The organism is Fictibacillus sp. 7GRE50 (genome assembly GCF_015903875.1).
GTDB classification, from domain to species: Bacteria; Bacillota; Bacilli; order Bacillales; family Fictibacillaceae; genus Fictibacillus; species Fictibacillus phosphorivorans.
This window is the reverse complement of record NZ_JACZDW010000004.1, coordinates 563,296-585,643: the sequence shown is the minus strand read 5'-3', so window position 1 is coordinate 585,643 and position 22,348 is coordinate 563,296. Positions and strand designations below refer to the sequence as shown.

Sequence of the window (22,348 nt, the reverse complement as noted above, 5' to 3'; positions counted from 1 at the left end):
ATTTCCTTTCATATACTAAAATGCTAAAAAAAGATCAAAGGAGAAAAATTCTGATGACAAACAAGGGACATTGCATATGTAGGTGTTTAAAAGAGATTCCTAGTGGACGAAGCATTATTATTGTCACAGATCGTGGTGGTCTTTTTAATCTAACTTTTATAGATGTTATCGATCATTGCGTTAGAGGAATTGATCCTTTAGGAAGATCCCAAATAATTGATTGTGAGTGTATTGCGGGAATTGATTTAAGACCAAGTACAGGCGGGAACTTAACTCTTCAATCTGAAGCCGTTATTGTTTGTACTGGTTTTATTAGCGGGACTGTAACATGCAATGGTATCCCAGTAGCCGGAGCTCCAGTTACTTTTACAGATGATATCGCTGCCGGTTTAACATATACGCCAAATCCAGCAATAACTGATTCATCTGGTAGAATCCTTGTAGAAGTAAATATTCCAGAAGGTACACCTGAAACTCCCGCTAATATTATTGGTACAACTGTAATAAATGGCGAGACTGTTTCAGCTATAGACAACTGCATGGTCATGTGTCCTTCCTCACAATGTTCAATCGAATTAACAGCATCCGGTGAAAGCATTGATTGTACGGGTAATGTCTTTGCAGTGGTAACGTGTGGAGGAGTACCTGTCGAAGGTGTAACGGTTGACTTTAGTAGTGATAATCCAAACTTTACTCTCAACCCAACATCTGACGTTACGGATTCACAAGGTGATGTTGCAGCGGGGTTAAATATCGCACCTAATACTCCTTCCCAAGTTGCAAATATTACAGCCTCAGCTACAATAGGTACTCAAACATTGAGTACAACGATATCTGTTTCTGGCCAATGTGCGAATATTTGTGCCCTAACATTATCATCTGCATCAGAGATTGATTGTTCCGGTGTATTATCTGGTACTTTATTATGTGGCGGAGTACCTCAATCAGGTGTAACTGTTACCTTTACTCAATTCCCTGAAGCAGTCGCCACTATACCTTCCGCAACTACAAACGCTTCTGGTAATTTCACAACCAATATCACCGTTCCACCAGGTACAGCCTTAACGTCAACTGTAGTTAGCGGAACAGCAATCGTTGCCGGCCAAACTGTTTCCTCATCTATTGACATTGATTTCAGTTGTCGTGCAACAAATTGTCCATGTAAGTTCAGACTTGGTGTACGAGGATCTAGTGCCCCAGCTACTGCAAATGTAGTGAATCAGGGCGTCCCTTCAACTGTTACCGGTAACATAAATGTTACAGCGAATCAATGTTATGGCAGAAGAGAGAGATGTGATCCGACGGTTGACAACTTTAGTATCTCATTCTCAGGCGCAACGTTTACTTTCAACTTAGCTCAAGGTAGAAGAATTCGTTTCACTTGTATCGGTGAAAGAGCAGCGACTTTAGAAGGAACAGCTATTGCTACAGGATCGTCTACCATTCAAGGGCTCTTTGACGTGTTCATCGGTTTTACTCGTTCTGGCAGCACAGCAACGTGGAACATTCTTGCTACAAACCAAGCTGGTGATTCCTTCAGTACTACCTTCACATCCGGTATCTCATCAGAAACAGAGATTGAAGATTGTGATGATTAAATTCACTCTTTAATAAAGTCGAAAGCTCTTCTTCATTAGTGAAGAAGAGCTTTCTTAATTTTAGACAGTCTTATTATCAGAGTTTATTAACGCTAACTCTCCCCGAAAAAAAGGTTGCTCCCCCACCCATATCTGCTATGCGATCAGGGGTGAGAGAATTGACTAGATGCTTCGTATCACCATCTGCTCCCCAAAGACCTTGAGTAACAGCTACACCCCGTAGAACATTATCACCAACGCTCGCTTTTAGTACACATTCTCCTTGCTCATTCCACACTCGTACCTTTTGGCCATCTTTTACTCCTGCCAGATCAGCGTCAAACTGATTCATAACAATTACAGGTTCTTTTTCAAGTCGCACATGTTTGTCTTGATTTGCAAACGTTGAGTTTAAAAAATTATGGTTCGGTGCTGCAATAAATTGAAGAGGATGATCAGAATCATTAATCAAAGGGATATATGTCGGCAGCGCTGGATAGCCGTCCTGTTTCATCTTCTCAGAATACAGTTCTATTTTTCCGCTCGGTGTTGGAAGCTTAGTTGGAAATTCCACCTCTGCCTTTACATATTGTTTTTTATCCAATACGTCAAAGTTTATTCTATGAATATAGGGATTCTCTGTTGAATCTAATGCTTGGTCAATTAGTTCTTCTTCTGTATCATCAAATGCATTCTCAGTAAAATCCATGCCTTTAGCAAGTAATCGAAACACCTCTACATTAGACTTCGATTCTCCGTAAGCTTCAATCACAGGCTGTTGAAGCTGAATGTAATGGTGCCAGTACGACGTGTAAAAATCTGTATTCTCAAAAGAAGACGTAGCTGGTAATACAATGTCTGCATACAATGCCGTCTCTGTTAAAAACAAATCATGTACCACCGTAAATAGGTCTTCTCGTTCTAATCCTTTACGAACCTTATTCCCTGCAGGTGCAACCACAGCAGGATTCGTCCCATATACAAAAAGTGATTTGATGGGAGGATCTAAAGCAAGCAATGCTTCTCCAAGCAGATTCATGTTTATTACACGCGTGTTTTTGTTAGGTTGCAGATCCGGCCGTTGCAGGTTATCAGTGTTGAACGCGAGATAAGCCGAATTTCCTTTGATCGCCCCTCCACCTTTAACAGCCCATTGACCTGTTAAAGCCGGCAAACAAGATACCGTTCTCACAAACATACCGCCATTATCGTGATGCTGTGGACCGTTTCCAATCCGTAGAAACGCAGGAGACGTTTGGCCATACATCCGAGCAAGCTTCAGTATATCCTCTACTGGTATTCCCGTGATGCTTGAAACTGTAATAGGGTCATATTGTTCAACATGTTCACGGAGCTCTTCAGATCCAACGGTGTACTGTTTCAAAAATGAATGATCCAACATGTTCTCAGCAAATAGAATATGCATCAAGCCTAATGCAAGAGCAGTATCGGTTCCTGGTAAAATAGGGATGAACCAGTCTGCAAATTTAGCAGTTTGGTTTTTATGGACGTCAATGACAACAATCTTCGCTCCATTTTGTTTACGTGCTTGTTGTGCAAGTGATACTTGATGCATATTCGTACTAACAGCGTTAATACCCCAGAAAATGAACAGTTTGGAATGAATCGTATCTTCAGGATCAATTCCATAGCTACCGCCCATCGTATACTTGTAACCGGCTGCCCCTGCTGAGTTACAGATGCTTCGATCAAGCTCTGAAGCTCCTAGTCTATGAAAAAAACGACGGTCCATTCCTTCAGCAGCAAGATTACCCATATTCCCATAAAAGCTATAAGGTAGAATGCTCTCGGCGCCGTCTTTTTGAAGCAAGTTCTTCCATCTCGTAGTGATGGTGTTAATCGCTTCATCCCAGCTGATTTGTTCAAAATGTCCTTCACCTTTCGCTCCAACACGCTTCATTGGATATTCTAAACGCTTTTCATCATATAGGCGGTCAGTCATATTTCGAACTTTATTACAAATAAAGCCCTTCGTGACCGGATGATCCGGATCACCTTCCACTTTTACAATTTTTCCGTTTTCTTTATGGAGGAGCAACCCACACTGATCGGGACAGTCTAAAGAACAGACCGATGGAAAAATACCGTTGGGACTATCTACAAAACTGGTCATATGCGTTCTCCTTTCCAAGATGTCACATTCATTTTATTCCTTCATTCAACATTAAATTGTCAATCTAAAATTTCCCAATCAGGGTTCCAAACGACTTCCCACAAGTGTCCATCTGGATCTTGAAAGTGACCAGAATATCCACCCCAAAACGTTTCGTGAGCTGGATCTGTTATGAAGGCTCCTGCACGTTCCGCTTCTTCCATGACCATATCAACCTCTGCTATACTTCCAACATTATGACCGAGAGTAAATTCAGTAGGGTTTGGTGTTCCAGCTGAAACCTTAGCCTCATGTGCCAAATCTTTGCGGTTCCAAATGGCAAGCTTTAATCCCTGTTGCAAGTCAAAAAAAGCTACAGCTCCATGCTCAAACTCTTTACCTATAATTCCTTTAGTCGAGAACCCTAAACCATCCCGATAAAACTGTAGCGATCTCTCTAAGTTTTCAACGCCTAACGTAATGACCGTAACTCGTGGTTTCATAATCTCATCTCCATTGAAATTTCCGTTTATCTATAAGAATCTTGCGTTAAACATATTAAAAAAGCCGTCATTTATAAGAATGATAAGCGATCCTCTTTAAGGCTGATACCATGCATTTCTGCCCATTCAGCTGTAGAGCTCCATAAGTCACCAACAAAGCTTTTTAGTTTTTGTACATCTGTATGTAAGGATAATACTTCTTTAATGTTCATTTCATAATGGTTCGGCAAACTAGGCAGTTTAAATGATTCTTCGTACATGGATCTGCTCGATAAGAATTTGTGATTATTTTTTAATCCAACCAACATGGTTGCCCAATAGGCGATTTGGCGTGCCTCGTGTGCTGCAATGATAATGTCTGTATCCTTTAAAGTAAAGACTTTATATACATGTTCATACATATCCGCAAGAGCATCTTTCATTAAAACATTGAAATTTGTATGCAACTCAGTTTCCACAGCTATTTTTTTTAGCGAATCATATAGATTTGTCGGATCATAAATGATTTTACACGTGAACAATACATCACCTTTAACGCACCATTCATAGTCTATGCTTCTGGCTTTAGAATGAATTTTCTCAACCGTATTAAAACTAATACCTACGAACATTCCTTTATAAAAGAAAGGGTACCATTCACTTTCTTTGCCCTTTACTACCACTCGTAACTCCAAGTCAGACTGGGGACGATCTGTTCCCTTAGCTGTTGATCCTTCAACCGCGACAGAAATCAAACGTTCTCTATACTTTCTTAATAGCGTTTCAAAGATCTCATTTGCAACATGTAATCTATTCTCTGTAGTAAATTCTTGAGGTTTCCATCTAGTCATTGGTGAACTCCTTTGAAATGCTTTTTACTTTTTTGACGCTTTTATAATAAATGTTGCTGGAACAAGGTTTGCTTTTTGAGTGGAATACCATCTGGACGGATTCTCCGAGGGCTCTTCAGGTAAGTAAACATCATCTATTACTTTTTCTATCATAAAACCTGCATCGATTAAAGCATTTATGTAGGTGCTTAATTTTCTATGATGAATGACAGCTAAATTCTGCCAACCTTCATTATATTCCGGGCCTTCATTCACATAAGATTTGTTAAATATGAACGTAGACTGTTCCCCTTCGTATTTTAATCGATCATGAAGAGGATGTTCCCAGCTGAAAATTAAAACACCACCTGGTTTAAGATAACTATAAATATTTGCGAACGTAAGACTTAAATTTGTTGTCCAGCCCAAAGCATAAATCGAATAAACCATATCGAAATAATTGCTTGGTAATCCCGGGTTCTCCTCCATAGGTGATTCTATCAATGTAACCTCTACTTGTTGATCGTGTAGAAGGTTTCTAGCTGTCTCAATCTGCTTCGTACACATATCTAGTCCCCATAATTCTTTGGCACCTTCTCTACCCATATATTGCAGTGAATGGCCACTACCACACCCTATATCCAACACCTTATTACCTTTTATTGAGCCAAATAACTTTAGTTGCTCTTCATTAAAAGCAAAAGGTCCGTATTCCGGAAGTGCCGTTCTACCAAAAAAGCGTTCGGCTGATACCTCCCACCTTTGTTTATTCATTTTTAAAATTTCAGTTGCTTCCAAAGTTTCCACATCCTTTAATGTTTTTTTTCGATTATTCATCGTTTTATCAGTAGTAGCTGATGGTTAATCATTGTATTGAACATCCAGCATCAGTTGATTTGATCTCCCCGCAATTTTTAGGTTGTTTTTAACTCCATAAAATCACGGTTGGGAAAACAAGACCAAGCGCCAAGGATATAACTGCTGCAAATTTTGTTTGCTTGATAGTGCGATGATCATTTAATTTCAAATAATAAAAATAGGACAAGGTAAAATAAAAACACATCACCATTGAAAAGATAGAAAAAATTAAGAACACATTACTTACAATTAAACTCATTTTCTCTACACCCCTAAATCAAATACCATTTCTTTTTTTACAACACTATACTTTCCATATAAAAAAGTGCATTCCTTCTATGAATGCACTTTGACTGAAATATGTTTGATTAAGATAAAAAAATGGTGTACACATATGAAATGGTACACCTACATTGAACCTTATTAATTTGAAGAGTCAGTTACGTTACCGGACTTTTTAGCAGGTGCAAACCATCCGATTACCGCAATACCCACTAACACACCATAGAAGATGATCGTCCAAACCGTACTATGTGGAAAATCGTGATCTAATACTCCAATATCATTATGAGCAAGTGTAATGACCGCAAGTTTTACTCCTACCCATGCAACGATCGCATAAGCTGTTGTTTCTAAAGCTGGTCGTTGATCTAGTAACTGAACAAACCAAGTTGCTGCATACTTAATTAAGATCAGTCCCGCAATTCCTCCGAGAACAACAACTATAAATTGTCCACCATCCATACCACCGAAGTCGCCAAGAGGTGAATCTGGAAGTCCTAGTGCCAATGCAACGGCTGCTAGAATTGAATCGATCGCAAACGCCAAATCAGCGATAGCGATCTTACCAACTGTTGGCCAGAAACCTTTTCCTTTTGCTTCTTCTTCTACTTCTTCTTGGATTTTCTCATTCTCTTTACCGAATTTAGCTTGTATTACATGCTTTAATCCGAGGTATAAAAGATAAGCTGCTCCGATCGCCTGTATCTGCCAAACGTTCGCGATGAATGAAATGGCAAAAAGTGCACCAAATCTGAAAACGAACGCCATAAGAATCCCATAACTAATCGCCCGTTTCTTCTCATCCTCAGGTAAATGTTTTGCGATAACCGCTAGTACAAGGGCATTGTCAGCAGATAACAAACCTTCTAGTCCAATTAATATCAATAATGCCCAGCCGTACTCTAACCAAATTGAATCCATCCATGAATCTCCTTTCAAATCATACAAATAATATGTAATATCCATAGAATGACCATTTTAGTCGCAAGATACTCTTCGAGAATATACTTGCACTACTAGGAACAACTCTATACTTACAAGATTATATATTATTTTTTAGATTTTTACCTTATTTAAGCGAATTTAAAACTTAACAAAGTTAGATATTTAAAGGGTTTATCTTGTTTTTTACTCATGGGTATTTGCGTTTTAAATGGTGAATTCTACTTGAAAACACAGAGAACGAAATGAACAGAAAAACAGTTGATAAAATTCTTACATACTCAAAAACGAGGCGCCTTTATTAGGCAGCCTCGTTTATTCTGGTGATTAAAGTGATTAATTGTTATCATTCTCATCAACGACAGCTTCACCTGTTACAGCATCTACGTTGACATCTACATCCTTACCGTCTTTTTGAATCTCAAACTCGTAAACATAATCATCATCAAGACTCATTTCTTTTATAGTTCCTGATACTTTCTTCAGTGCAATGGACTGCGCTTGTTCAGAAGTGATTTTAATTTTTGCAGGATCTATCTGATCATCGCGATCCGAGCTAACATTGTCATCCCCACTATTGTTATCGTCATCACCATCATCGTCGTTGTCATCTTGATCTTTCATACCTTCTTCAATTTTAGAGATCTTACCGGTTTCAGCCGCAATATCAAGATCGTATTCCTTGTCTCCGTTATGAACCTCAATCTCATACTTGTCTTTTAGACCATCTCGATCAAGTTCCATCTCTGCAATTGTTCCGCCTTTTGTTTTTTCTAAAGCGATGTCTTTTGCTTGTTTCTCTGAAATTACATTCTTAGCAGCAAACGCGCTAGGTGTGTTTTCTACATAAGTATATGTTCCTACTCCAATACCACCGACTAATACTGTACCTGCAATAATTTTTGTTAGTTTTTTCATTTGTTGTTTCCTCCTTGTTTTTAACTATAACCTTATAATAGACAGGTAAAATGAGAACAAAGAGAAGAGAAGATTAGAAAACGATGAGAAAAGCTGGTGTTTTTCTCAAAAAAATAAGAACGCTCTAGATTAGAGCATTCTTAGTCATTATCTTTTGTTTCCATCGTTACAGAGTTTACCTCACCCGAAAACGCATTTATGATTACTTGTGCTTCTTTCGTTTTCGTTTCAATCTCAACTTCATAAACGATCACACCGTCTTCATCATCTAACTCAATATCTGTGATGGTCCCTTTTACTTCTTTTAGGGCGATTTGGCTAGCTTCTTCTTCTGTTATTTTTGTTTTTGGCTCAGCCGGTTCATCTCTAGATTCAACCTCGTTTTTACTCTTGATGTCCCCATTGTTCCCGTTAATTTCCAAACGATAAGTTTTCCCTTCATTCTGGACAGAAACAAGATAGACTTTGTTTTCTTCATTAAATTCAGCAGACATCACTTCACCGTGTTTGGCAGCTATTTTTTCTGCTTCATCCTTTGTTATACGTTTTCCTGAAGTTTCTTCATGTTCTGTTCGATTCATGTCGAGAATTTCTCCAGAAACCGCATCAGACCAGATCACATATACACCTTGTTCACTTTTCAACACTGTTTTGTATTGCCGTGTATCTTCTCTATTCGCTAATTCTGTAGATAGAATCTCTCCTGGATATTTCGCGCTTACGATTTGATTCATTTTCTCTTTTTCTAATGTACTACCTTGGTTTCCGTTCACCCACTCTCTTGTTCCGAAGACAAGAAGGAGAATAACGACTATTATTCCAGAAATCATTGCTGTTTTTTTGTTCATACGTATTCCCCCTTTACATGGATTTTCTCATGTAAGAATGAAAGCTCCATAAGAATTAGATGAGAAAATGATGAGAATTAACTCTGTTTCACAGGAATCTCCATTGTAACCGTTGTTCCCTTTCCTTCTTCACTCACCAGATGAAGCTTCCCTTGGTGAGCAGAAACGATTTGTTTTGCGATGGACAGTCCTAGCCCCGCTCCACCTGTATCACGGCTCCTAGCTTGATCTACTCGAAAGAATCGATCATAGACTTTTTCGAGATTTTCTTTAGGAATGCCGATTCCATAGTCTGTTACGGAGATACTGACAGAGTTTCCTTGTTTGGTTAACTCCACTTCAATTGACTTCGAGCTATACTTAATGGCGTTATCTAAAAGGATGATAAGAACTTGCTTAAGTTTTAATGAATCACACTCTATATGGATTTCATTTATGTTGGATTGAACATGTATTTCACGTTCGTACGCCTTGTTCATATTCTTAGTTGCATTTTTAGCCATTTCAACCAAATCGGTTTGTTCAAGTTTCAGATCCACTTGCGATTCATCCCTTGCAAGAATTAGCATCTGCTGGGTTAACTCTTTCATCCGAATGGATTCTGAGTGAATCGCTTCTACAGCTTCTTCTAAAATTTCTGGCCGACTTCCTCCCCAGCGCTTCAGCATTTTCGCATAGCTTTCAATTACAGTAAGCGGCGTTCTCAGTTCATGTGAAGCATCAGATACGAACTGTTCTTGCTTTTTGTAGTTGTTTTCAAGAAGATCCATCATATGGTTAAACGTTCTTGCCATCTTATTCAGCTCATCATTCGATTTCTTATTGATCGTGATCCGTTTATACGTCCCACGCTTCTGGTTTTCTTCCATCGTTCGCGTTAAGTTGCTGATCGGTACTAAGATCAACCGGCTCAAGAATCGCCCTCCCAAGTAAGAGGGGATTAAAATGAGTAATGTAGCTAGGATTAAAACGATTCTTAAGATCTGCATTGTGTTTGGAATGGATGCTTCTTTTTCGATCAACTGTAAAGAAACAACCTCTCCGTCCGTCCAAATGACCGGGTGTTGAGAAACCGTATATATCATTCCGTCTAACTTCTTAACATCACTGTATTGATTCGATCTATAGGTATGTTTGATTTCCTGAAGCTTATCGTCATCAGTGATTCTTGATGAAGTAGCAGCTACACGGTTATCACTAGTAATAATACGAATCATTGAATCTGCAGGAAGGTAGGCACGCAAAAGCTGTGTCATGTTCATTTTTGTCTCAGATGACGTTTTAACCGCTTCTGTTAAGCTCTCCATTCTTGTCTCTGAACCTTCTAAAGCATTATCATATAGATTCTTTTGAAACAAAAGATAAATGCCACTATTCGTGATAAGTAGAATGATTAAAAGCCATACCGTTGAAAACAAGGTTATCCGATTTTTTATGTTCATGGGTTACTCCTTCATCGTGTAGCCTACTCCACGAATCGTATGAATATAGGGGTGTGAAAAAGTAGAATCAATCTTCTTTCGCAGATAACGTATGTAAACATCTACAACATTGGTATCGCCATAATAATCATAACCCCATACCTTAGATAAGATCTGGTCACGGTTTAATACCTGGTTTTTATTTCTCATCAAGAAAACAAGAAGATCAAACTCCCTTGGTGTTAACTCTACTAAGGAAGAATCTCGCTTAACTTCCCTTGTTTTCAAATCAACGGTCAGTTCACCTAGCTCAAACATTTCGCTTTCTTGATCTTCTGTGTAGTGTTGATTCATGCGGAGAAATGCACGGATTCTAGCTAACAGTTCTTCAATTTCGAACGGTTTAGTCACATAATCGTTTGCGCCAAGATCCAGCCCACTCACTTTATCTGGCAGGGCATCTCTGGCCGTTAATAAAATGATTGGAATATGACTACCAGTTGCTCTGATTCTTCTAAGAACCTCCAAACCACTTAGCTCAGGCAGCATCACGTCGAGTAGGATAAGATCCCACTTACCAGATTTAAACTTTTCTAATCCTTCCATGCCCGTTGTTGCTGTCTCCGTTTCATATCCTTCGTGTTCAAGTTCAAGTTGAATGATTCTTGCTATCTTTTTCTCATCTTCAACAATCAGAATTTTTTTAGCGCTCATCATTGTTCCTCCTAAGAAAGAAGCTTGTTAGCATTATTATAATGGAAGTTTGTAGTAAGTCCACGAATGATCCCTTTTATAAGGAACGTAATGAATCGACGAGACCCAATAAAAAAAAGAGATCCAATGAATAAATTTATCAGATCTCTTACATAAACTTCTCTATAGACTTACTTTCATAGTTCGCAAAGAAATTGAGCAATTTCTTTAACCCGATCCATTGTAATTCCTTGTACTTGCTCAATCGATAATGGGTGATCCGTAGGCTCGAGCTCAATAAAAGGTCGCAAATTTTGTGAGCGGGTATGTACATTTGTTTTTAAATTTACCGTTTCAGGATACATGGGAAGATGTGTAGATAACCACCCAAACATCGGATCCAGTTGTTCACTATTTGGGTCATCCCATTGCTCTAAAGTCAGTTCAAAGTTTTCTTTGCTAAGTGACACCCATACACCCCATACAAAGAGTTCAGTAGATCCAATAATGGGAATCTCAATACAACCTCTTATAAAGAAATGTTCACCGTCCATTACACAAAAATCATTAGTAAGTTCAAAATGCTTTTTTCTCTCTTTTATTGTAGCTTCTTCATAATATACAGGTGCTTTAATTCCATAATTTAAGGGAAGTTCATCATGATATTTTCCACAACATGTGCATTGGTATCCGCTAACTAAATCTGTCATCAGATTGCTCCTCAATTAAAATAACTTACTTTTTAAGAACAACAGGAGATTCCCACCCGTCATATTCACCATTATGTTTCTGAGATATTTCAATAATCAGATTTGTAACACAATCGATCAAGTCGTAATCTACACCGTCTTCTCGAGAGATTTTGATGTTAAATGTTCCTTCTTCATTCTTTTCCTGTTCGAAATCCTCCGTTTTAAATCCTTCTTTAATAATGTCTTGTTCAAATGCTTTTAAATCTTTTAATGTACGAAACTCAATCCAATGCTGAATCTCTCTGAGTTGTTCAAGATCGTCATTTTCTTGCTCAAGCAATTCCACTAAATCACGGTTACTCATCTGTTGAAGATGAAATTCATTTGGATAAAGGAATTCGTAATAAAATGACCACGGTTCCTCTTCTTCTATACTTGAGATTTCCGTTTCGTATTTATTATTATCAAAAATAGTGAATGTCAGTTTATCTATAATTTTGATTTGTTTTTCTTTTTTAGCGTAATAGAAGAATTCTCGTGTTCCATTCGTAGTTAATCGTCCAACTTGAATGATATCTTTATCATACAAGTTTTCCATCAAATCGTATTCAAGCTCACCTAGTAATTCATCTTCTAATTCTTCAGGGAACCCTAACTCAGTAGGGGACTTAATAGTAAGTTTTACTGTAAACAACCAATTGTATTTCTTAATATTAATTTCTTCAGTTACATCCAAATCAACAACAAATGAAGCAAGATTCCCATCCAATTCATCGATATAAAAATTCCAGTTATCAGACATGTGATGACTCCTCCTTTTCTTAAGTATACGAAGGGCTAATATTTCTATCTATAGTTCTATTTTCCTGATGAAATCTGGTATTTACCTAATCTATTACATTCCTGAATAACTAAAGGAATCTCCAACAGACCATCCACTATATAATCCGCTTCAACATCTTCCCTATGAGCATCTCTCTTCCAAATCCCTTTCATCCCAACATCTTGCGCAGCTTTTACATCATTCTCAGGATGATCACCTACAAAAATAGCCTCATTAGGAGATACTTGTAGGTGCTTTAAGGCTACATTAAAAATTCGAGGATCTGGTTTCTTTATCCCTTCCCATTCAGAAATTAATATCACATCAAAATATTCTTTGATTCCTAACGCATTTATATTATCAATCTGAAACTGTCCGAATCCGTTTGAAATGATTCCTAGCTTGAAGTTATTACGTTTTAAATCCTCTAACATTTCAATAAGATGAGGAAAAGGAAGGCAGTGGTTCTTAAATTCATTTATGTAATCAGTAAGAAGATCTTCCCAAGAAGGTTCAGGTAATGAAAATTCATTAGTAATTTGCTGATATACTTTATCCTTCCAAACAAATCCTCGGTTATCTAATTCTATAAATCGTTTAACATACATGTCATTTGTTACATAACCTTTTAGCTGCGGAAATCTGTTGTATTGTTCTTCAATAAATAGTTTCACAGACTCATCCCGATCTAATAGTGTACCATCTAAATCAAACATAGCAGCTTTTATCATTTGTAGCACACACTCCCCTAGTATCATTTTTTTACATTGCTTATAAATAATCTAAACTATTAAAAATCAGTATGATTCCAACGATACACATGATCCATGAAAGAGCTGAACCAGAATTCTTAACCAGGCTTTCACGTAGATTTTTTAAAGGTTTATCCATCCATCTACCAAACAAAAGATAAATGAAATACAACAAGAGCGGTGGCAAAACCATGATTAAATTGTATCCAGCTAATATAGAAACCCATTCCATACTTGAAAGATTAGTAGTAGATAAAATAATGATCGCTGCAAAGTAAGGAAAAGCGGTTCCTACTTCAATAAGCGAAGTTGACAACCCAAGGATTATGATAGAAATCAAACGTTTAGACTTTGGAGTAGGCAGATCCGCATTTTTCTTTGCGGGAACATAGAAACTAGCAATAAACAAAATGGCTCCAATGAGAAAGATAGTCCAGCTTATGGTTTGATTTTGAAAAATGTTAGAGACACTCTCAAGCAAAGTTGATATTCCTAACATGAGTGAAACACCGACTATAAAATAAAAACCAGCAACGGTTACTAGGTAGATGAAAATACGGGATGTTCGTTTCTCTTTCTCATTTAAAAGGAGATATACCGTGACCCCTATTGTAGAAGGACTTAGCATATCTAATACAGCTAACCCACCAATTAAAAGAAGTAGATCTACAGTCACCAAATTCCTCCTCTATTCAGAATGAGCTTCAGCCTTTTTCGTTATAAATATTTCATAAGCGGAGTTCAAGTATTGAAGTACATCTTGATCAATGGGATATAACCCCAGTTTTTCTGATTCTGTTTCTGACATCCTCATTTCCCATAATTTATCTATGAATTCCTTTTCACCATCAAATGCTTCTAGTCTCTTTTCTTCCATTCTTCTAATAATGTTTTGAACCTTAGGAGAACTTGGGTCTGTATGTACAAACCGTTTTAACTGCCCAATAAGAGCAATCCATTCTAAAGAATCTGCGTTGTCGCTAGTCATGTTTGGAACCTTCTCCCAAAGCAATAATTCTCTTTCTTTAAACAATGATTTTCTATATTTCTGCTGAAGTTCTTTATTGTTATTGGCTAATTGCATAACCTTTTGTATGGCAATCTCATTATTCTCATCTTCAATTGCCATGCCATGTATTAACTCCCGTAGCGCACTCTCCATTTTGTTTAAGTTTTCTTGCTCTTGTTTTATATAAGAAAGTTGATTTCTTAGGCTATCTGACCAATCCCAGTCACTCGAATTCAGCATGTTCTTAATCTCGTTTAAACGAAACCCAATCTTTTTCATGAATTGAATCTGTTGTAACTTCTTTAAATCACCATTGCTATAGAGACGATGTCCGCCTTCCGTTTTGGATGTTGATTGTAATAATCCTATCTGATCGTAGTGCCGCAGAGTTCTGACGGTGACCCCTGTCATCTCACTTACCTTATGAATGTGCAGCAATTGATAAACCCACCTCTCAAGATCTATTGTTATTTTATATAAGTGTTCAGCAAGTAACCTGCTCCTAAACCAATGAGAACACCAGCAAACGCTTGATCTATAATTAAACCAACACCAGCTCCGATAATGACACATCCATAGATAACAACATCTTCACGTTTCATCTCATCATCCTTTTTATGTAAGTCGTTATCTATTAGTATACAAAATGACGTTACGTCAGTTTCAAGTGTTAATCAGCATTTATTTCATAATGAGTGGAGAAATTAAAAAAGATCTATCAACGGAGGATAGATCGACTAACACTAAACGTTCATTCTCTCTCTTGCAGATTGACTCTCTTTAGTTACAGCAGCTAATGAATAAGCTTTTCCGAGTCCAATGCTTGGCATATTGTTATAGATGGCTTCAGCCCCACGATTTACAATTTTATAGCTTTCGTGGAATATGCCAACACTGCCATCGTTACCAATATTCTTGTTGAATTCTTTCCATGCTACTAAGTGCGTTTTACCATGAGCATAAGCTTCGAGTTGATCAAAGCTTCTCCAATATTGAATGAGTGTTATTCTTCTCCAACTAAAATGAAATTCTGTATGTAGGAAGCCGATCTCTGGGTTTTGATACAATTCTCTTATCATCGGTCCCATAGCTTTAAATACAGGTATCCACTTAGAAAATGAAAGCAACTTATTCACTCGCATCCCTATTACAAAAACGACAAAGTCTCCTTCCACTACTGCCACATGTCTACCCTTATGAATATTTGCCACAATCTTTATCCCCTTTATAACCCATTTACTTTAAATTAACATTAAATGGAATATAATGTTAGAATAAATTCATGCAGTTAAAGTGGATTTTTTGTACCGGAAAGTAAAGGATTGACCACATATTATGAAAAGGATGAGGAGCAAATATGAAGAATACACCTTCAAGCATTACGGGTGAAACATTTGGGGCTAGCTTATTAAAAGGCGATTTTCAAGAGATCTATGAACAAACTTTAAAGAGCTTCAAAGAAATGGTTACGTTAGAACAATTTATTGATTTATCGTCTTCGTTTAATTTAGATGTCCAACACTACACTCTTGAAAACAATACACTTCTTACCAATCATCTAAGGCACTTTTTATGGGTAGACAACGAAAGAGAAAAAGCGATCAGTGTTGTTTTTGATGAAGAAAATATCATCCATGGTATTCTACTTGCACCATTTATCACCTTCCCTGAAACGGACGACGAACTAACTAAAAACACTTACATGATGCCAATAAATGAAGAATGGTTTGTTTTTTGGGGAGGTGCTAACCAATTTATCAATTATCACTATGAGGTTGAAGAACAGCGCTATGCTTACGATCTCGTCATTGTTAAAGATGGACAATCTTTTAAAGACGTATCAACATCCAATGATAATTTTTACGCGTTTAATAAAGAAGTAATTGCTCCACTTGAAGGAAGAGTTGTAAAAGTAGTAAACTCTATCGATGATAATATTCCAGAGAAAACGAATGCTTCTAAACCTGAGGGGAACTATGTGATCATTCAACATGCAAACGATGAGTATAGCCTGATTGCTCATTTTAAACAGTATTCAATCGTAGTTGAGGAAGATCAAGTTATCAAACAAGGTCAATTGCTAGGGTTATGCGGAAATTCCGGAAACTCTTCTGAGGCTCATATCCATTTCCAGGTCATGAACTCACGCGATCATAACAACGGTAAGTCTATTCGAATTCGGTTTCATGGTGATTATGAACCGATACAAGGAAATCTTGTTACCCCTATACAACGGTACTCTGCTACACAAAAATAGATTCTTGATATAAGTAAGTGGATGGATTTTCAATCATCCACTTTTTTGCGTTTTAGAAGCAACATTGCTCCTCTTTTCAATTACCAATACACTTTCTTCAAAATCAATTAATATTGAACATTATAGAGATATTATGGTAACATTTATAAAAATAAACAAATAAGTATAAGTATACATAATTTGGAATTTATTTAAGGGGTGACACGATGTCAGTTGTACTAAATAAATTTTACGACAACAAGAAAGGATATTTTCACCTCCCTGTTGTATGGCGAGAAGAGTTTCAGTTTCAAATTGGAGAAAAAGTAGGCGTAGATGTTGAAGACGGAAGAATTATCATTGATAAAACGGATGCAAGACGGTTTACTCCAATAATCGGAGTCAAAGGAAGACTTACAATTCCGATTGAAATTAGACAAGAATTAAAAAGCCATACATATCAATTAATCGCGATACAAGAAACCGAACAGTTTGTTTTAATACCAGCATAGTAAAAGCTACATCGCTAATATAGGATCGTAAAAAGTACATAGAAATACAAAACGGTTTCTATTATTGAAATCGTTTTTAGTTTGAACTATTTTGTAAACAAATTTTACTAATTAACGCGTGAGTATATTTTTGAAGTTTTGTATATCAACTATTCAATGATTGACCTTTCTCTCATTAAGTTTTAAAATCCGTTCACCAACGGAAAATAATTTTGCTTATTATCCGCATTCTATTGGTATAGTGTAAGAGTGGGAGTTGAAAGAATGTTTAACTTAGAATTGTTTAACAAGTTACCTGTGAAAATTTTAATTGTAGCCGTTTTAATTGTAGTAACCGCTTATTTTATCCGAAAATCTGTTCAGCTTTTCTTTGACAAGACGAGTTTTCTAGATGAAAACCGTGAAGAAACGTTAATGCATTTTACAGATCAAGTTCTGAAAGTCATCGGTTTGGTGTTCTTCTTCATTTATGTCCTAAGCCATTTTTATGATCTAACTAGACTTGTTACTGGTTCGGTCGTTGTAGCCGGTGCCCTGGCATTGATCTTCCAGCATATTATCCGTGATTATATTATGGGACTTGCTTATCTGTTTGAGAGACAGATCAACCTTGGCGATTATGTCATCATCAACGGCAACAGACAAGGGAAAATAGAAGAGATCAGCATGCGTCACCTGAAGATTCGTCAATACGACGGTTATCTCTATACCGTTTCCTACGGAAGTATCAATGAACTTCAGAACGGAAACCGTGGCATGCGCCGTGTGAACGAAAGTCTTATTCTAAACTATAGACAAAACCCTGACGAGGCTTTTAAAGTGATGGAAGAAGTCGCAAGAACGTGCAACGAGAAATATAGTGATTACCTCTTAAAGGATTTGAACGGTGAACCCGTTGAGGGTTTTAAGTTCAACCAAATTACCGAATTAAATGTAGATTATAAAGGACACCGATATTCACTTTCTGGTCTCGTAAAGGAAGCTTATTTTGTGGATGCAAGTAAGCGAGTAAGGTATGAATTAGCACTTGCCGCATATGTAAATCAGTTGGCGATGGCTGAGAACGGTGAAATGGAATTGGATAAACGCACCGATTCCCAAGCATCTCATTAAGAAAAAAGTTTAATGAATGCAGGCCTTAAGGATTGCAGCCTGCATTCATACCTATTAAATTTATATATCCTCATCATTAATAATGGCAAGTACCTGATGATCTTCCCACCTGCCATTAATCTTCACATTTTTCTTAGAAACTCCTTCTTTATGAAATCCGTTTTTCATTAATAATTTGATTGAGCCGATATTGTGAGGCATCACTTCTGCTTCTAGCCGATGAAGTTTAAGCTCTTTAAACGCAAAGTCTATAATAAGCGGAAGAGCTTCTGTCATATAACCTTTACCGTTATGAACCTTATCAAGAGAATAACCTACCATTCCTTTTTGCGCAGGTCCTCTTTCAATCTTGAACAGACCAATCTGTCCGATTAGTTCATGAGTTTCATGAAGAAAAATTCCAAAAGAGTACCCAAGACCGCTTTCTCTTCGTTCCTCAATTTCTTTTAAGCGTCTTTCTTGCCCATTTAACGAATAAAAATCTGAATCCCGCTCTGGTGCGTATTGTTGAAAAAATTCCTTGTTCCTACTTTCAATATCAAATAAAGCTTGTAGATTAATTATTGTTAGAGGCTTAATATATATGTTCTTCATCATGTGTCCCCCATGCTTGGTAGTTACCTTATTTACGTTCAACTTAGCTTAAATAAATCCTCTTAGTTTGAAGTTGATGCTTCGATGTTTAACACATGTACAAAATATGTAGAAGTTTAATTAAAGTAATGATATATTATTATAAACATAAAGACTCTATAGGAGAGACAATGATGACTACAAAATTAAATACGTGGATACTAAAACACAATCTAGATCTACAATGGCTGCAAGAAGCTAGTAAGTTTCCTTCCTATCAAGTGCAGAAACTGTTAAATGACCCCCTTTATAAACCAGACGGTACTACGATGAGAATTGTACTAAGTATTGTAAAAAAGAAAGAGGACACAGCGAAATTAAGTGATTTTTGGGATGTTTAAATAAATTTCTAACACATTTTGAGTAAAATAGTGACTTGTCTAGATCATTTTACCCTCCAACTGCATCTACTAAAGTATGAAATGTAGGAGGTGCTATCTTGGGTAAAGACAAGCATTGTAAGAAAAAGAAGAAAAAAGTAATCTGTTGTGATCCTGTTTATATCATTGAGGATTCATATACAGAGAAAGAAGTTACTTTCGTTCATCCGATCATACGTGTAAAACGTGAACACATTAAGTATGTTCGCCGTGACGTGTATGAGGAGAAAGTAATCAACGAAGTAATCGATCCTGGTTCTCCAACTAAATGCGATTGCAATAAAAAACACAAAAAATGTAAGAAAAAAAGCAAAAAGAAGTAATTTCTAAGTATAATTACTCTTTCTGAATGGAACCCCCGACATTATGTTTCGGGGGTTTTGCTTTGTTTTGAGATAGAAGTTTTTACGGTACGTGTTTTTATAAGTCTTACACGTTCGCCGATAAATGAGTTGTTACCACCTGTAAAATTGTCCCCATCACCTACGTTGTACAAAACTTCACCGGCAAATAAATCTTAACCACCTAGGCATTTGAGCTGACCACCTGAAATGGTACAAGTCACATAAAATAGACATTAGTATGCTACACTCTCCTGTGAAACACCTCACTAAAAATTCATTTTCTATAGAAACAAGTAATTCTTGATTTTGATATACTGTAAACGTACATAAAATTCGAATTTTCTATCAATTACAGGAGTTGAGAGAACAAATGAATGATAATTTTAAGGCGATTGTTGGTGAAGGTAATGCTGAGTTAGATCAACGACTTTCTGATGAATTAGATAAAGTGAACGCTGCAGCTACGGCTGGCATCTCTCCTGCTCGGGAGTTGACGGTACAAATTGTCGATCATTGTGGTCAGCTTGCAGCCGGTATGAGCGGATGGACGTGGGGCGTAGCTGCTGGTATCGCGATGACATGGGTCCGTGAAGATGTGAGAAAAGACGGTCTTGGCACAAAATTGCTACATGATTTTGAACAAGAAGCTCTAGAAAGAGGTTGTACACACGTATTTACTACTTCCTTCACATTTCAAGCACCTGGTTTCTATGAACGACATGGCTATGATGAACTGTTTCGTTGGGAAGGACTACCGACTCCAAATGCGGCAGACATTCATTTTCGCAAAGAGTTAGTCCCCCATAACAGAAAAAGGTAAGCTGATCTATCTCATAGGAAAATGATACCTAACTCGCTTGTTAGGTGTATGGTGAAAACCTATATCTTAGTGTTTATGAATTAAACTTTCTACCTCTTGCACAATTTTCTTGAATTTTTCCACTTCACTATACAAATTATCTTGTTTATTAGTAATTGATTCAAAAATATCATTAATGCGAACTTCAAGATTCTCAGGAGTATATCTAAAGCGACTTGCTAACTTGATAGCTCCTTTTTCATTTATAAGAAACGTTTCATTCAGAGCAAATAACACTTGAGTTAGACAAGAGGCACATCGAAAAAAGCAACCTGAGATATACGAAAGGTCATTAATAACGACCCCCTTCTTAGCATTTTCCAATGAGAAATTTGCTTCCCAAAAAAACTGATTAATGATCGCTTTCTTTAACGCTTTGGGATAAGGAACGGTATAAGACTTTAGCTTCTCTATTTTTTCATAGGGGTCCCATAAAGGTTTGCAAATGGCAATTTCTCCAAAGTAAATAGAATTTTGAAAGCCGTGTGGATGCCCAGGTTGATAATCTATTGAGATATTCCCAGCCATACAATCTTCAACAACGGTAGAAACCTTGTTTAGATCCCGATATAAAAAATCCACTGGCATATTATTCACCTTTAACCAACCACCACCATTGATCCAAGGTCCCCATCCTCCAATTGGAGTAACTAAACCTTCTCTATGGAAGTCATCGATTTCTGAAGCAATTTCATCTAGCTTTTTAATATCAAACGAATCAGCCGAACGATAATAGATTCCAATATCAATATCTGAAGCTTGAGTATGTGTGTCCTTCGCTCTAGATCCGCCAAGGACCATCGCTTCCACTCCTGGCACATCCTTCACACGGTCTACAATATCTTTAATAATCAAGTTTGTACTCATTTTTCACACTCCTATCAACAAAAATGAAATAGTAAAATAATTATTTGAACAAGGATAACTACATCAATTTAATTCTTGAACTTTAATTCTTTGGCACTTTACTTTTTCGATTTAGCTTTCTATACTCCTTTTAAAGTCGTGAATGGAACAATGAAACACACGAACATGCCACCTTGCTACTATAAATCTACATTAAGAAATGGTTTTGCCCTACATAACCAATACATAAACAAAAAACCAGGCAGCTAAGCAAATATAGACTAGCTGACTGGTTGCATAATTTTTGATTTGTGATTGAGGTAATTACTTACCAAAGTAAATCTGATTCATATCCTAATTCAATGAGTAATTGGCCAGCATTTTCCTTAAATGCAAGGGTAATCTCTTCGTCAAATTCCTCTTTCCAGTTGCCAATCGTTCCTTTTCTAAACGTAGCGGAGTCTTGAGTTGAAATGTTTTCTTTTGCACGTTTAATTACGGTATGATCGATGCTCTCTTTATCCTCTTCTGTAACAAACTGAACGATCTTCTGAACCGATTCGTCTAATGATCCTTCACTCCTTAGTAGATCTTCAAACTTAATGGAAAGCACGTTAGGTGCAGATAACCATCCTTTAAATTCAGAAAACCAATCGTGAATATCCTGATGACCCAATTCAGGAATTCCTCTTATGATAAATAGCATTCGCTCTTTTTTGGACAGCTGCTTATTCTTGAAATATTGATGAAGTGGAGCATTTACCTTCTCAATATAATAATTATAAGAGACCACAACATCTCGCAAGTCTCGATATAGAAAAATCTGTTTCATATTGAGAGCTTGTAGAAGACTTGCCCATGATTCGGAATAATAGATATGCCCTGACAAAAACTCATTATTGCTTAGTTTCTCTAACTCACGCTGATGTTCAGCCAATTGTGCAGAAACACCTTCGTAAAGATGCAGGTTTTGATCAAATGTTATTGAGTGAATACCTGTTAATATTTGAAACATAAGATGTGTTCCACTTTTTGGAAACGAATTAAAGAAAAAAGGACTTATTGTTTTTTTATTCATTTTTATAGATCACCTTTTCTATTTACATGACATGCCTTATATATCTTATTCGTTCGTCTCCTAAACGCTTGTACAAGTGCCTGAAATCTCATACTTCTATGCATGAA

Annotated in this window: 26 protein-coding genes; 7 read left to right on the top strand and 19 right to left on the bottom strand. The window is 36.9% G+C overall.

The genetic code is table 11. The annotated features are described in order from the left end of the window. Window positions 1-53: 53 nt before the first annotated feature. Window positions 54-1,598: a hypothetical protein gene (locus tag IHV12_RS18265; RefSeq protein ID WP_197191749.1), complete on the top strand. Its 1,545-nt coding sequence runs from the start codon at window positions 54-56 to the stop codon at window positions 1,596-1,598. Between the two features lie 76 nt (window positions 1,599-1,674). On the opposite strand, the gene IHV12_RS18260 is transcribed toward IHV12_RS18265, so the two are convergent. From IHV12_RS18260 to IHV12_RS18190, 16 genes are all read right to left on the bottom strand, one after another. Further along, window positions 1,675-3,711: a molybdopterin-dependent oxidoreductase gene (locus IHV12_RS18260; RefSeq protein WP_197191748.1), complete on the bottom strand. Its 2,037-nt coding sequence runs from the start codon at window positions 3,709-3,711 to the stop codon at window positions 1,675-1,677. 59 nt (window positions 3,712-3,770) lie between these two features. After that, window positions 3,771-4,193 carry a VOC family protein gene (locus tag IHV12_RS18255; RefSeq protein ID WP_197191747.1) on the bottom strand — a complete coding sequence of 141 codons (423 nt, stop codon included), beginning with the start codon at window positions 4,191-4,193 and terminating at the stop codon, window positions 3,771-3,773. 71 nt (window positions 4,194-4,264) lie between these two features. Continuing rightward, window positions 4,265-5,023, bottom strand: a complete 759-nt coding sequence (locus IHV12_RS18250; RefSeq protein WP_197191746.1) for a kanamycin nucleotidyltransferase C-terminal domain-containing protein — start codon at window positions 5,021-5,023, stop codon at window positions 4,265-4,267. 24 nt (window positions 5,024-5,047) lie between these two features. After that, on the bottom strand, window positions 5,048-5,800 hold the full coding sequence (locus IHV12_RS18245; protein ID WP_197191745.1) for a class I SAM-dependent methyltransferase: 753 nt from the start codon (window positions 5,798-5,800) through the stop codon (window positions 5,048-5,050). Between the two features lie 483 nt (window positions 5,801-6,283). Next, window positions 6,284-7,063: a TerC family protein gene (locus IHV12_RS18240; protein WP_197128107.1), complete on the bottom strand. Its 780-nt coding sequence runs from the start codon at window positions 7,061-7,063 to the stop codon at window positions 6,284-6,286. A 357-nt stretch (window positions 7,064-7,420) separates the two neighbouring features. After that, window positions 7,421-8,002 (bottom strand): PepSY domain-containing protein, encoded by a 582-nt coding sequence (locus IHV12_RS18235; protein WP_197191744.1) that lies wholly within the window; start codon window positions 8,000-8,002, stop codon window positions 7,421-7,423. 140 nt (window positions 8,003-8,142) lie between these two features. Beyond that, the gene (locus IHV12_RS18230) at window positions 8,143-8,850 is read right to left on the bottom strand and encodes a PepSY domain-containing protein (protein WP_197191743.1); all 708 of its coding nucleotides are present in this window, start codon (window positions 8,848-8,850) and stop codon (window positions 8,143-8,145) included. A gap of 77 nt (window positions 8,851-8,927) precedes the next feature. Next, a complete protein-coding gene (locus IHV12_RS18225) occupies window positions 8,928-10,292 on the bottom strand; it encodes a sensor histidine kinase (RefSeq protein WP_197191742.1) in 1,365 nt (454 codons plus the stop codon). Window positions 10,293-10,295: 3 nt separating this feature from the next. Beyond that, on the bottom strand, window positions 10,296-10,985 hold the full coding sequence (locus IHV12_RS18220; protein WP_197191741.1) for a response regulator transcription factor: 690 nt from the start codon (window positions 10,983-10,985) through the stop codon (window positions 10,296-10,298). A gap of 176 nt (window positions 10,986-11,161) precedes the next feature. Beyond that, on the bottom strand, window positions 11,162-11,674 hold the full coding sequence (locus IHV12_RS18215; protein WP_197191740.1) for a DUF2199 domain-containing protein: 513 nt from the start codon (window positions 11,672-11,674) through the stop codon (window positions 11,162-11,164). A 25-nt stretch (window positions 11,675-11,699) separates the two neighbouring features. Beyond that, window positions 11,700-12,458, bottom strand: coding sequence for a DUF695 domain-containing protein (locus IHV12_RS18210; protein ID WP_197191739.1), 759 nt, complete (start codon window positions 12,456-12,458; stop codon window positions 11,700-11,702). A 56-nt stretch (window positions 12,459-12,514) separates the two neighbouring features. Beyond that, on the bottom strand, window positions 12,515-13,210 hold the full coding sequence (locus tag IHV12_RS18205; RefSeq protein WP_197191826.1) for an HAD family hydrolase: 696 nt from the start codon (window positions 13,208-13,210) through the stop codon (window positions 12,515-12,517). Window positions 13,211-13,250: 40 nt separating this feature from the next. Beyond that, entirely contained in the window at window positions 13,251-13,910 is a 660-nt protein-coding gene (locus tag IHV12_RS18200) for a GAP family protein (RefSeq protein WP_231620791.1), read from the bottom strand. Window positions 13,911-13,919: 9 nt separating this feature from the next. Beyond that, the gene (locus IHV12_RS18195; RefSeq protein ID WP_197191737.1) at window positions 13,920-14,678 is read right to left on the bottom strand and encodes a MerR family transcriptional regulator; all 759 of its coding nucleotides are present in this window, start codon (window positions 14,676-14,678) and stop codon (window positions 13,920-13,922) included. A gap of 29 nt (window positions 14,679-14,707) precedes the next feature. After that, window positions 14,708-14,842: a hypothetical protein gene (locus IHV12_RS22945; RefSeq protein ID WP_255551379.1), complete on the bottom strand. Its 135-nt coding sequence runs from the start codon at window positions 14,840-14,842 to the stop codon at window positions 14,708-14,710. Between the two features lie 141 nt (window positions 14,843-14,983). Beyond that, window positions 14,984-15,454 (bottom strand): DUF4188 domain-containing protein, encoded by a 471-nt coding sequence (locus IHV12_RS18190; RefSeq protein ID WP_370568845.1) that lies wholly within the window; start codon window positions 15,452-15,454, stop codon window positions 14,984-14,986. A gap of 143 nt (window positions 15,455-15,597) precedes the next feature. Between IHV12_RS18190 and IHV12_RS18185 the strand changes: the two genes are divergently transcribed. The 3 genes from IHV12_RS18185 (at window position 15,598) to IHV12_RS18175 (ending at window position 18,101) form a co-directional block, all read left to right on the top strand. Then, window positions 15,598-16,497: a M23 family metallopeptidase gene (locus IHV12_RS18185; protein ID WP_197191735.1), complete on the top strand. Its 900-nt coding sequence runs from the start codon at window positions 15,598-15,600 to the stop codon at window positions 16,495-16,497. A gap of 206 nt (window positions 16,498-16,703) precedes the next feature. Further along, the gene (locus IHV12_RS18180; RefSeq protein WP_197191734.1) at window positions 16,704-16,988 is read left to right on the top strand and encodes an AbrB/MazE/SpoVT family DNA-binding domain-containing protein; all 285 of its coding nucleotides are present in this window, start codon (window positions 16,704-16,706) and stop codon (window positions 16,986-16,988) included. Between the two features lie 264 nt (window positions 16,989-17,252). Continuing rightward, a complete protein-coding gene (locus IHV12_RS18175; RefSeq protein ID WP_197191733.1) occupies window positions 17,253-18,101 on the top strand; it encodes a mechanosensitive ion channel family protein in 849 nt (282 codons plus the stop codon). A 60-nt stretch (window positions 18,102-18,161) separates the two neighbouring features. On the opposite strand, the gene IHV12_RS18170 is transcribed toward IHV12_RS18175, so the two are convergent. Continuing rightward, window positions 18,162-18,698, bottom strand: a complete 537-nt coding sequence (locus tag IHV12_RS18170) for a GNAT family N-acetyltransferase (protein ID WP_197191732.1) — start codon at window positions 18,696-18,698, stop codon at window positions 18,162-18,164. 167 nt (window positions 18,699-18,865) lie between these two features. Here IHV12_RS18170 and IHV12_RS18165 point away from each other — a divergent pair, with 167 nt between their 5' ends. The 3 genes from IHV12_RS18165 (at window position 18,866) to IHV12_RS18155 (ending at window position 20,278) form a co-directional block, all read left to right on the top strand. Further along, window positions 18,866-19,075, top strand: coding sequence for a hypothetical protein (locus IHV12_RS18165; protein WP_197191731.1), 210 nt, complete (start codon window positions 18,866-18,868; stop codon window positions 19,073-19,075). A gap of 98 nt (window positions 19,076-19,173) precedes the next feature. After that, the gene (locus IHV12_RS18160; RefSeq protein ID WP_197128120.1) at window positions 19,174-19,437 is read left to right on the top strand and encodes a hypothetical protein; all 264 of its coding nucleotides are present in this window, start codon (window positions 19,174-19,176) and stop codon (window positions 19,435-19,437) included. Window positions 19,438-19,828: 391 nt separating this feature from the next. Then, the gene (locus IHV12_RS18155; RefSeq protein ID WP_197191730.1) at window positions 19,829-20,278 is read left to right on the top strand and encodes a GNAT family N-acetyltransferase; all 450 of its coding nucleotides are present in this window, start codon (window positions 19,829-19,831) and stop codon (window positions 20,276-20,278) included. 66 nt (window positions 20,279-20,344) lie between these two features. Here IHV12_RS18155 and IHV12_RS18150 read toward each other — a convergent pair whose 3' ends face one another. Further along, window positions 20,345-21,172 carry a nucleotidyltransferase domain-containing protein gene (locus tag IHV12_RS18150; protein WP_231620790.1) on the bottom strand — a complete coding sequence of 276 codons (828 nt, stop codon included), beginning with the start codon at window positions 21,170-21,172 and terminating at the stop codon, window positions 20,345-20,347. A 319-nt stretch (window positions 21,173-21,491) separates the two neighbouring features. Then, entirely contained in the window at window positions 21,492-22,241 is a 750-nt protein-coding gene (locus IHV12_RS18145; RefSeq protein ID WP_197191728.1) for a sulfotransferase domain-containing protein, read from the bottom strand. Window positions 22,242-22,348 lie beyond the last annotated feature (107 nt).

Coding starts and splice junctions, on each gene's coding strand:
- IHV12_RS18265 (WP_197191749.1), top strand. CDS start 54: ATGACAAACAAGGGACATTGCATATGTAGGTGTTTAAAAGAGATTCCT.
- IHV12_RS18260 (WP_197191748.1), bottom strand. CDS start 3,711: ATGACCAGTTTTGTAGATAGTCCCAACGGTATTTTTCCATCGGTCTGT.
- IHV12_RS18255 (WP_197191747.1), bottom strand. CDS start 4,193: ATGAAACCACGAGTTACGGTCATTACGTTAGGCGTTGAAAACTTAGAG.
- IHV12_RS18250 (WP_197191746.1), bottom strand. CDS start 5,023: ATGACTAGATGGAAACCTCAAGAATTTACTACAGAGAATAGATTACAT.
- IHV12_RS18240 (WP_197128107.1), bottom strand. CDS start 7,063: ATGGATTCAATTTGGTTAGAGTACGGCTGGGCATTATTGATATTAATT.
- IHV12_RS18235 (WP_197191744.1), bottom strand. CDS start 8,002: ATGAAAAAACTAACAAAAATTATTGCAGGTACAGTATTAGTCGGTGGT.
- IHV12_RS18230 (WP_197191743.1), bottom strand. CDS start 8,850: ATGAACAAAAAAACAGCAATGATTTCTGGAATAATAGTCGTTATTCTC.
- IHV12_RS18225 (WP_197191742.1), bottom strand. CDS start 10,292: ATGAACATAAAAAATCGGATAACCTTGTTTTCAACGGTATGGCTTTTA.
- IHV12_RS18220 (WP_197191741.1), bottom strand. CDS start 10,985: ATGAGCGCTAAAAAAATTCTGATTGTTGAAGATGAGAAAAAGATAGCA.
- IHV12_RS18215 (WP_197191740.1), bottom strand. CDS start 11,674: ATGACAGATTTAGTTAGCGGATACCAATGCACATGTTGTGGAAAATAT.
- IHV12_RS18210 (WP_197191739.1), bottom strand. CDS start 12,458: ATGTCTGATAACTGGAATTTTTATATCGATGAATTGGATGGGAATCTT.
- IHV12_RS18205 (WP_197191826.1), bottom strand. CDS start 13,210: ATGATAAAAGCTGCTATGTTTGATTTAGATGGTACACTATTAGATCGG.
- IHV12_RS22945 (WP_255551379.1), bottom strand. CDS start 14,842: ATGAAACGTGAAGATGTTGTTATCTATGGATGTGTCATTATCGGAGCT.
- IHV12_RS18185 (WP_197191735.1), top strand. CDS start 15,598: ATGAAGAATACACCTTCAAGCATTACGGGTGAAACATTTGGGGCTAGC.
- IHV12_RS18180 (WP_197191734.1), top strand. CDS start 16,704: ATGTCAGTTGTACTAAATAAATTTTACGACAACAAGAAAGGATATTTT.
- IHV12_RS18175 (WP_197191733.1), top strand. CDS start 17,253: ATGTTTAACTTAGAATTGTTTAACAAGTTACCTGTGAAAATTTTAATT.
- IHV12_RS18170 (WP_197191732.1), bottom strand. CDS start 18,698: ATGATGAAGAACATATATATTAAGCCTCTAACAATAATTAATCTACAA.
- IHV12_RS18165 (WP_197191731.1), top strand. CDS start 18,866: ATGATGACTACAAAATTAAATACGTGGATACTAAAACACAATCTAGAT.
- IHV12_RS18155 (WP_197191730.1), top strand. CDS start 19,829: ATGAATGATAATTTTAAGGCGATTGTTGGTGAAGGTAATGCTGAGTTA.
- IHV12_RS18145 (WP_197191728.1), bottom strand. CDS start 22,241: ATGAATAAAAAAACAATAAGTCCTTTTTTCTTTAATTCGTTTCCAAAA.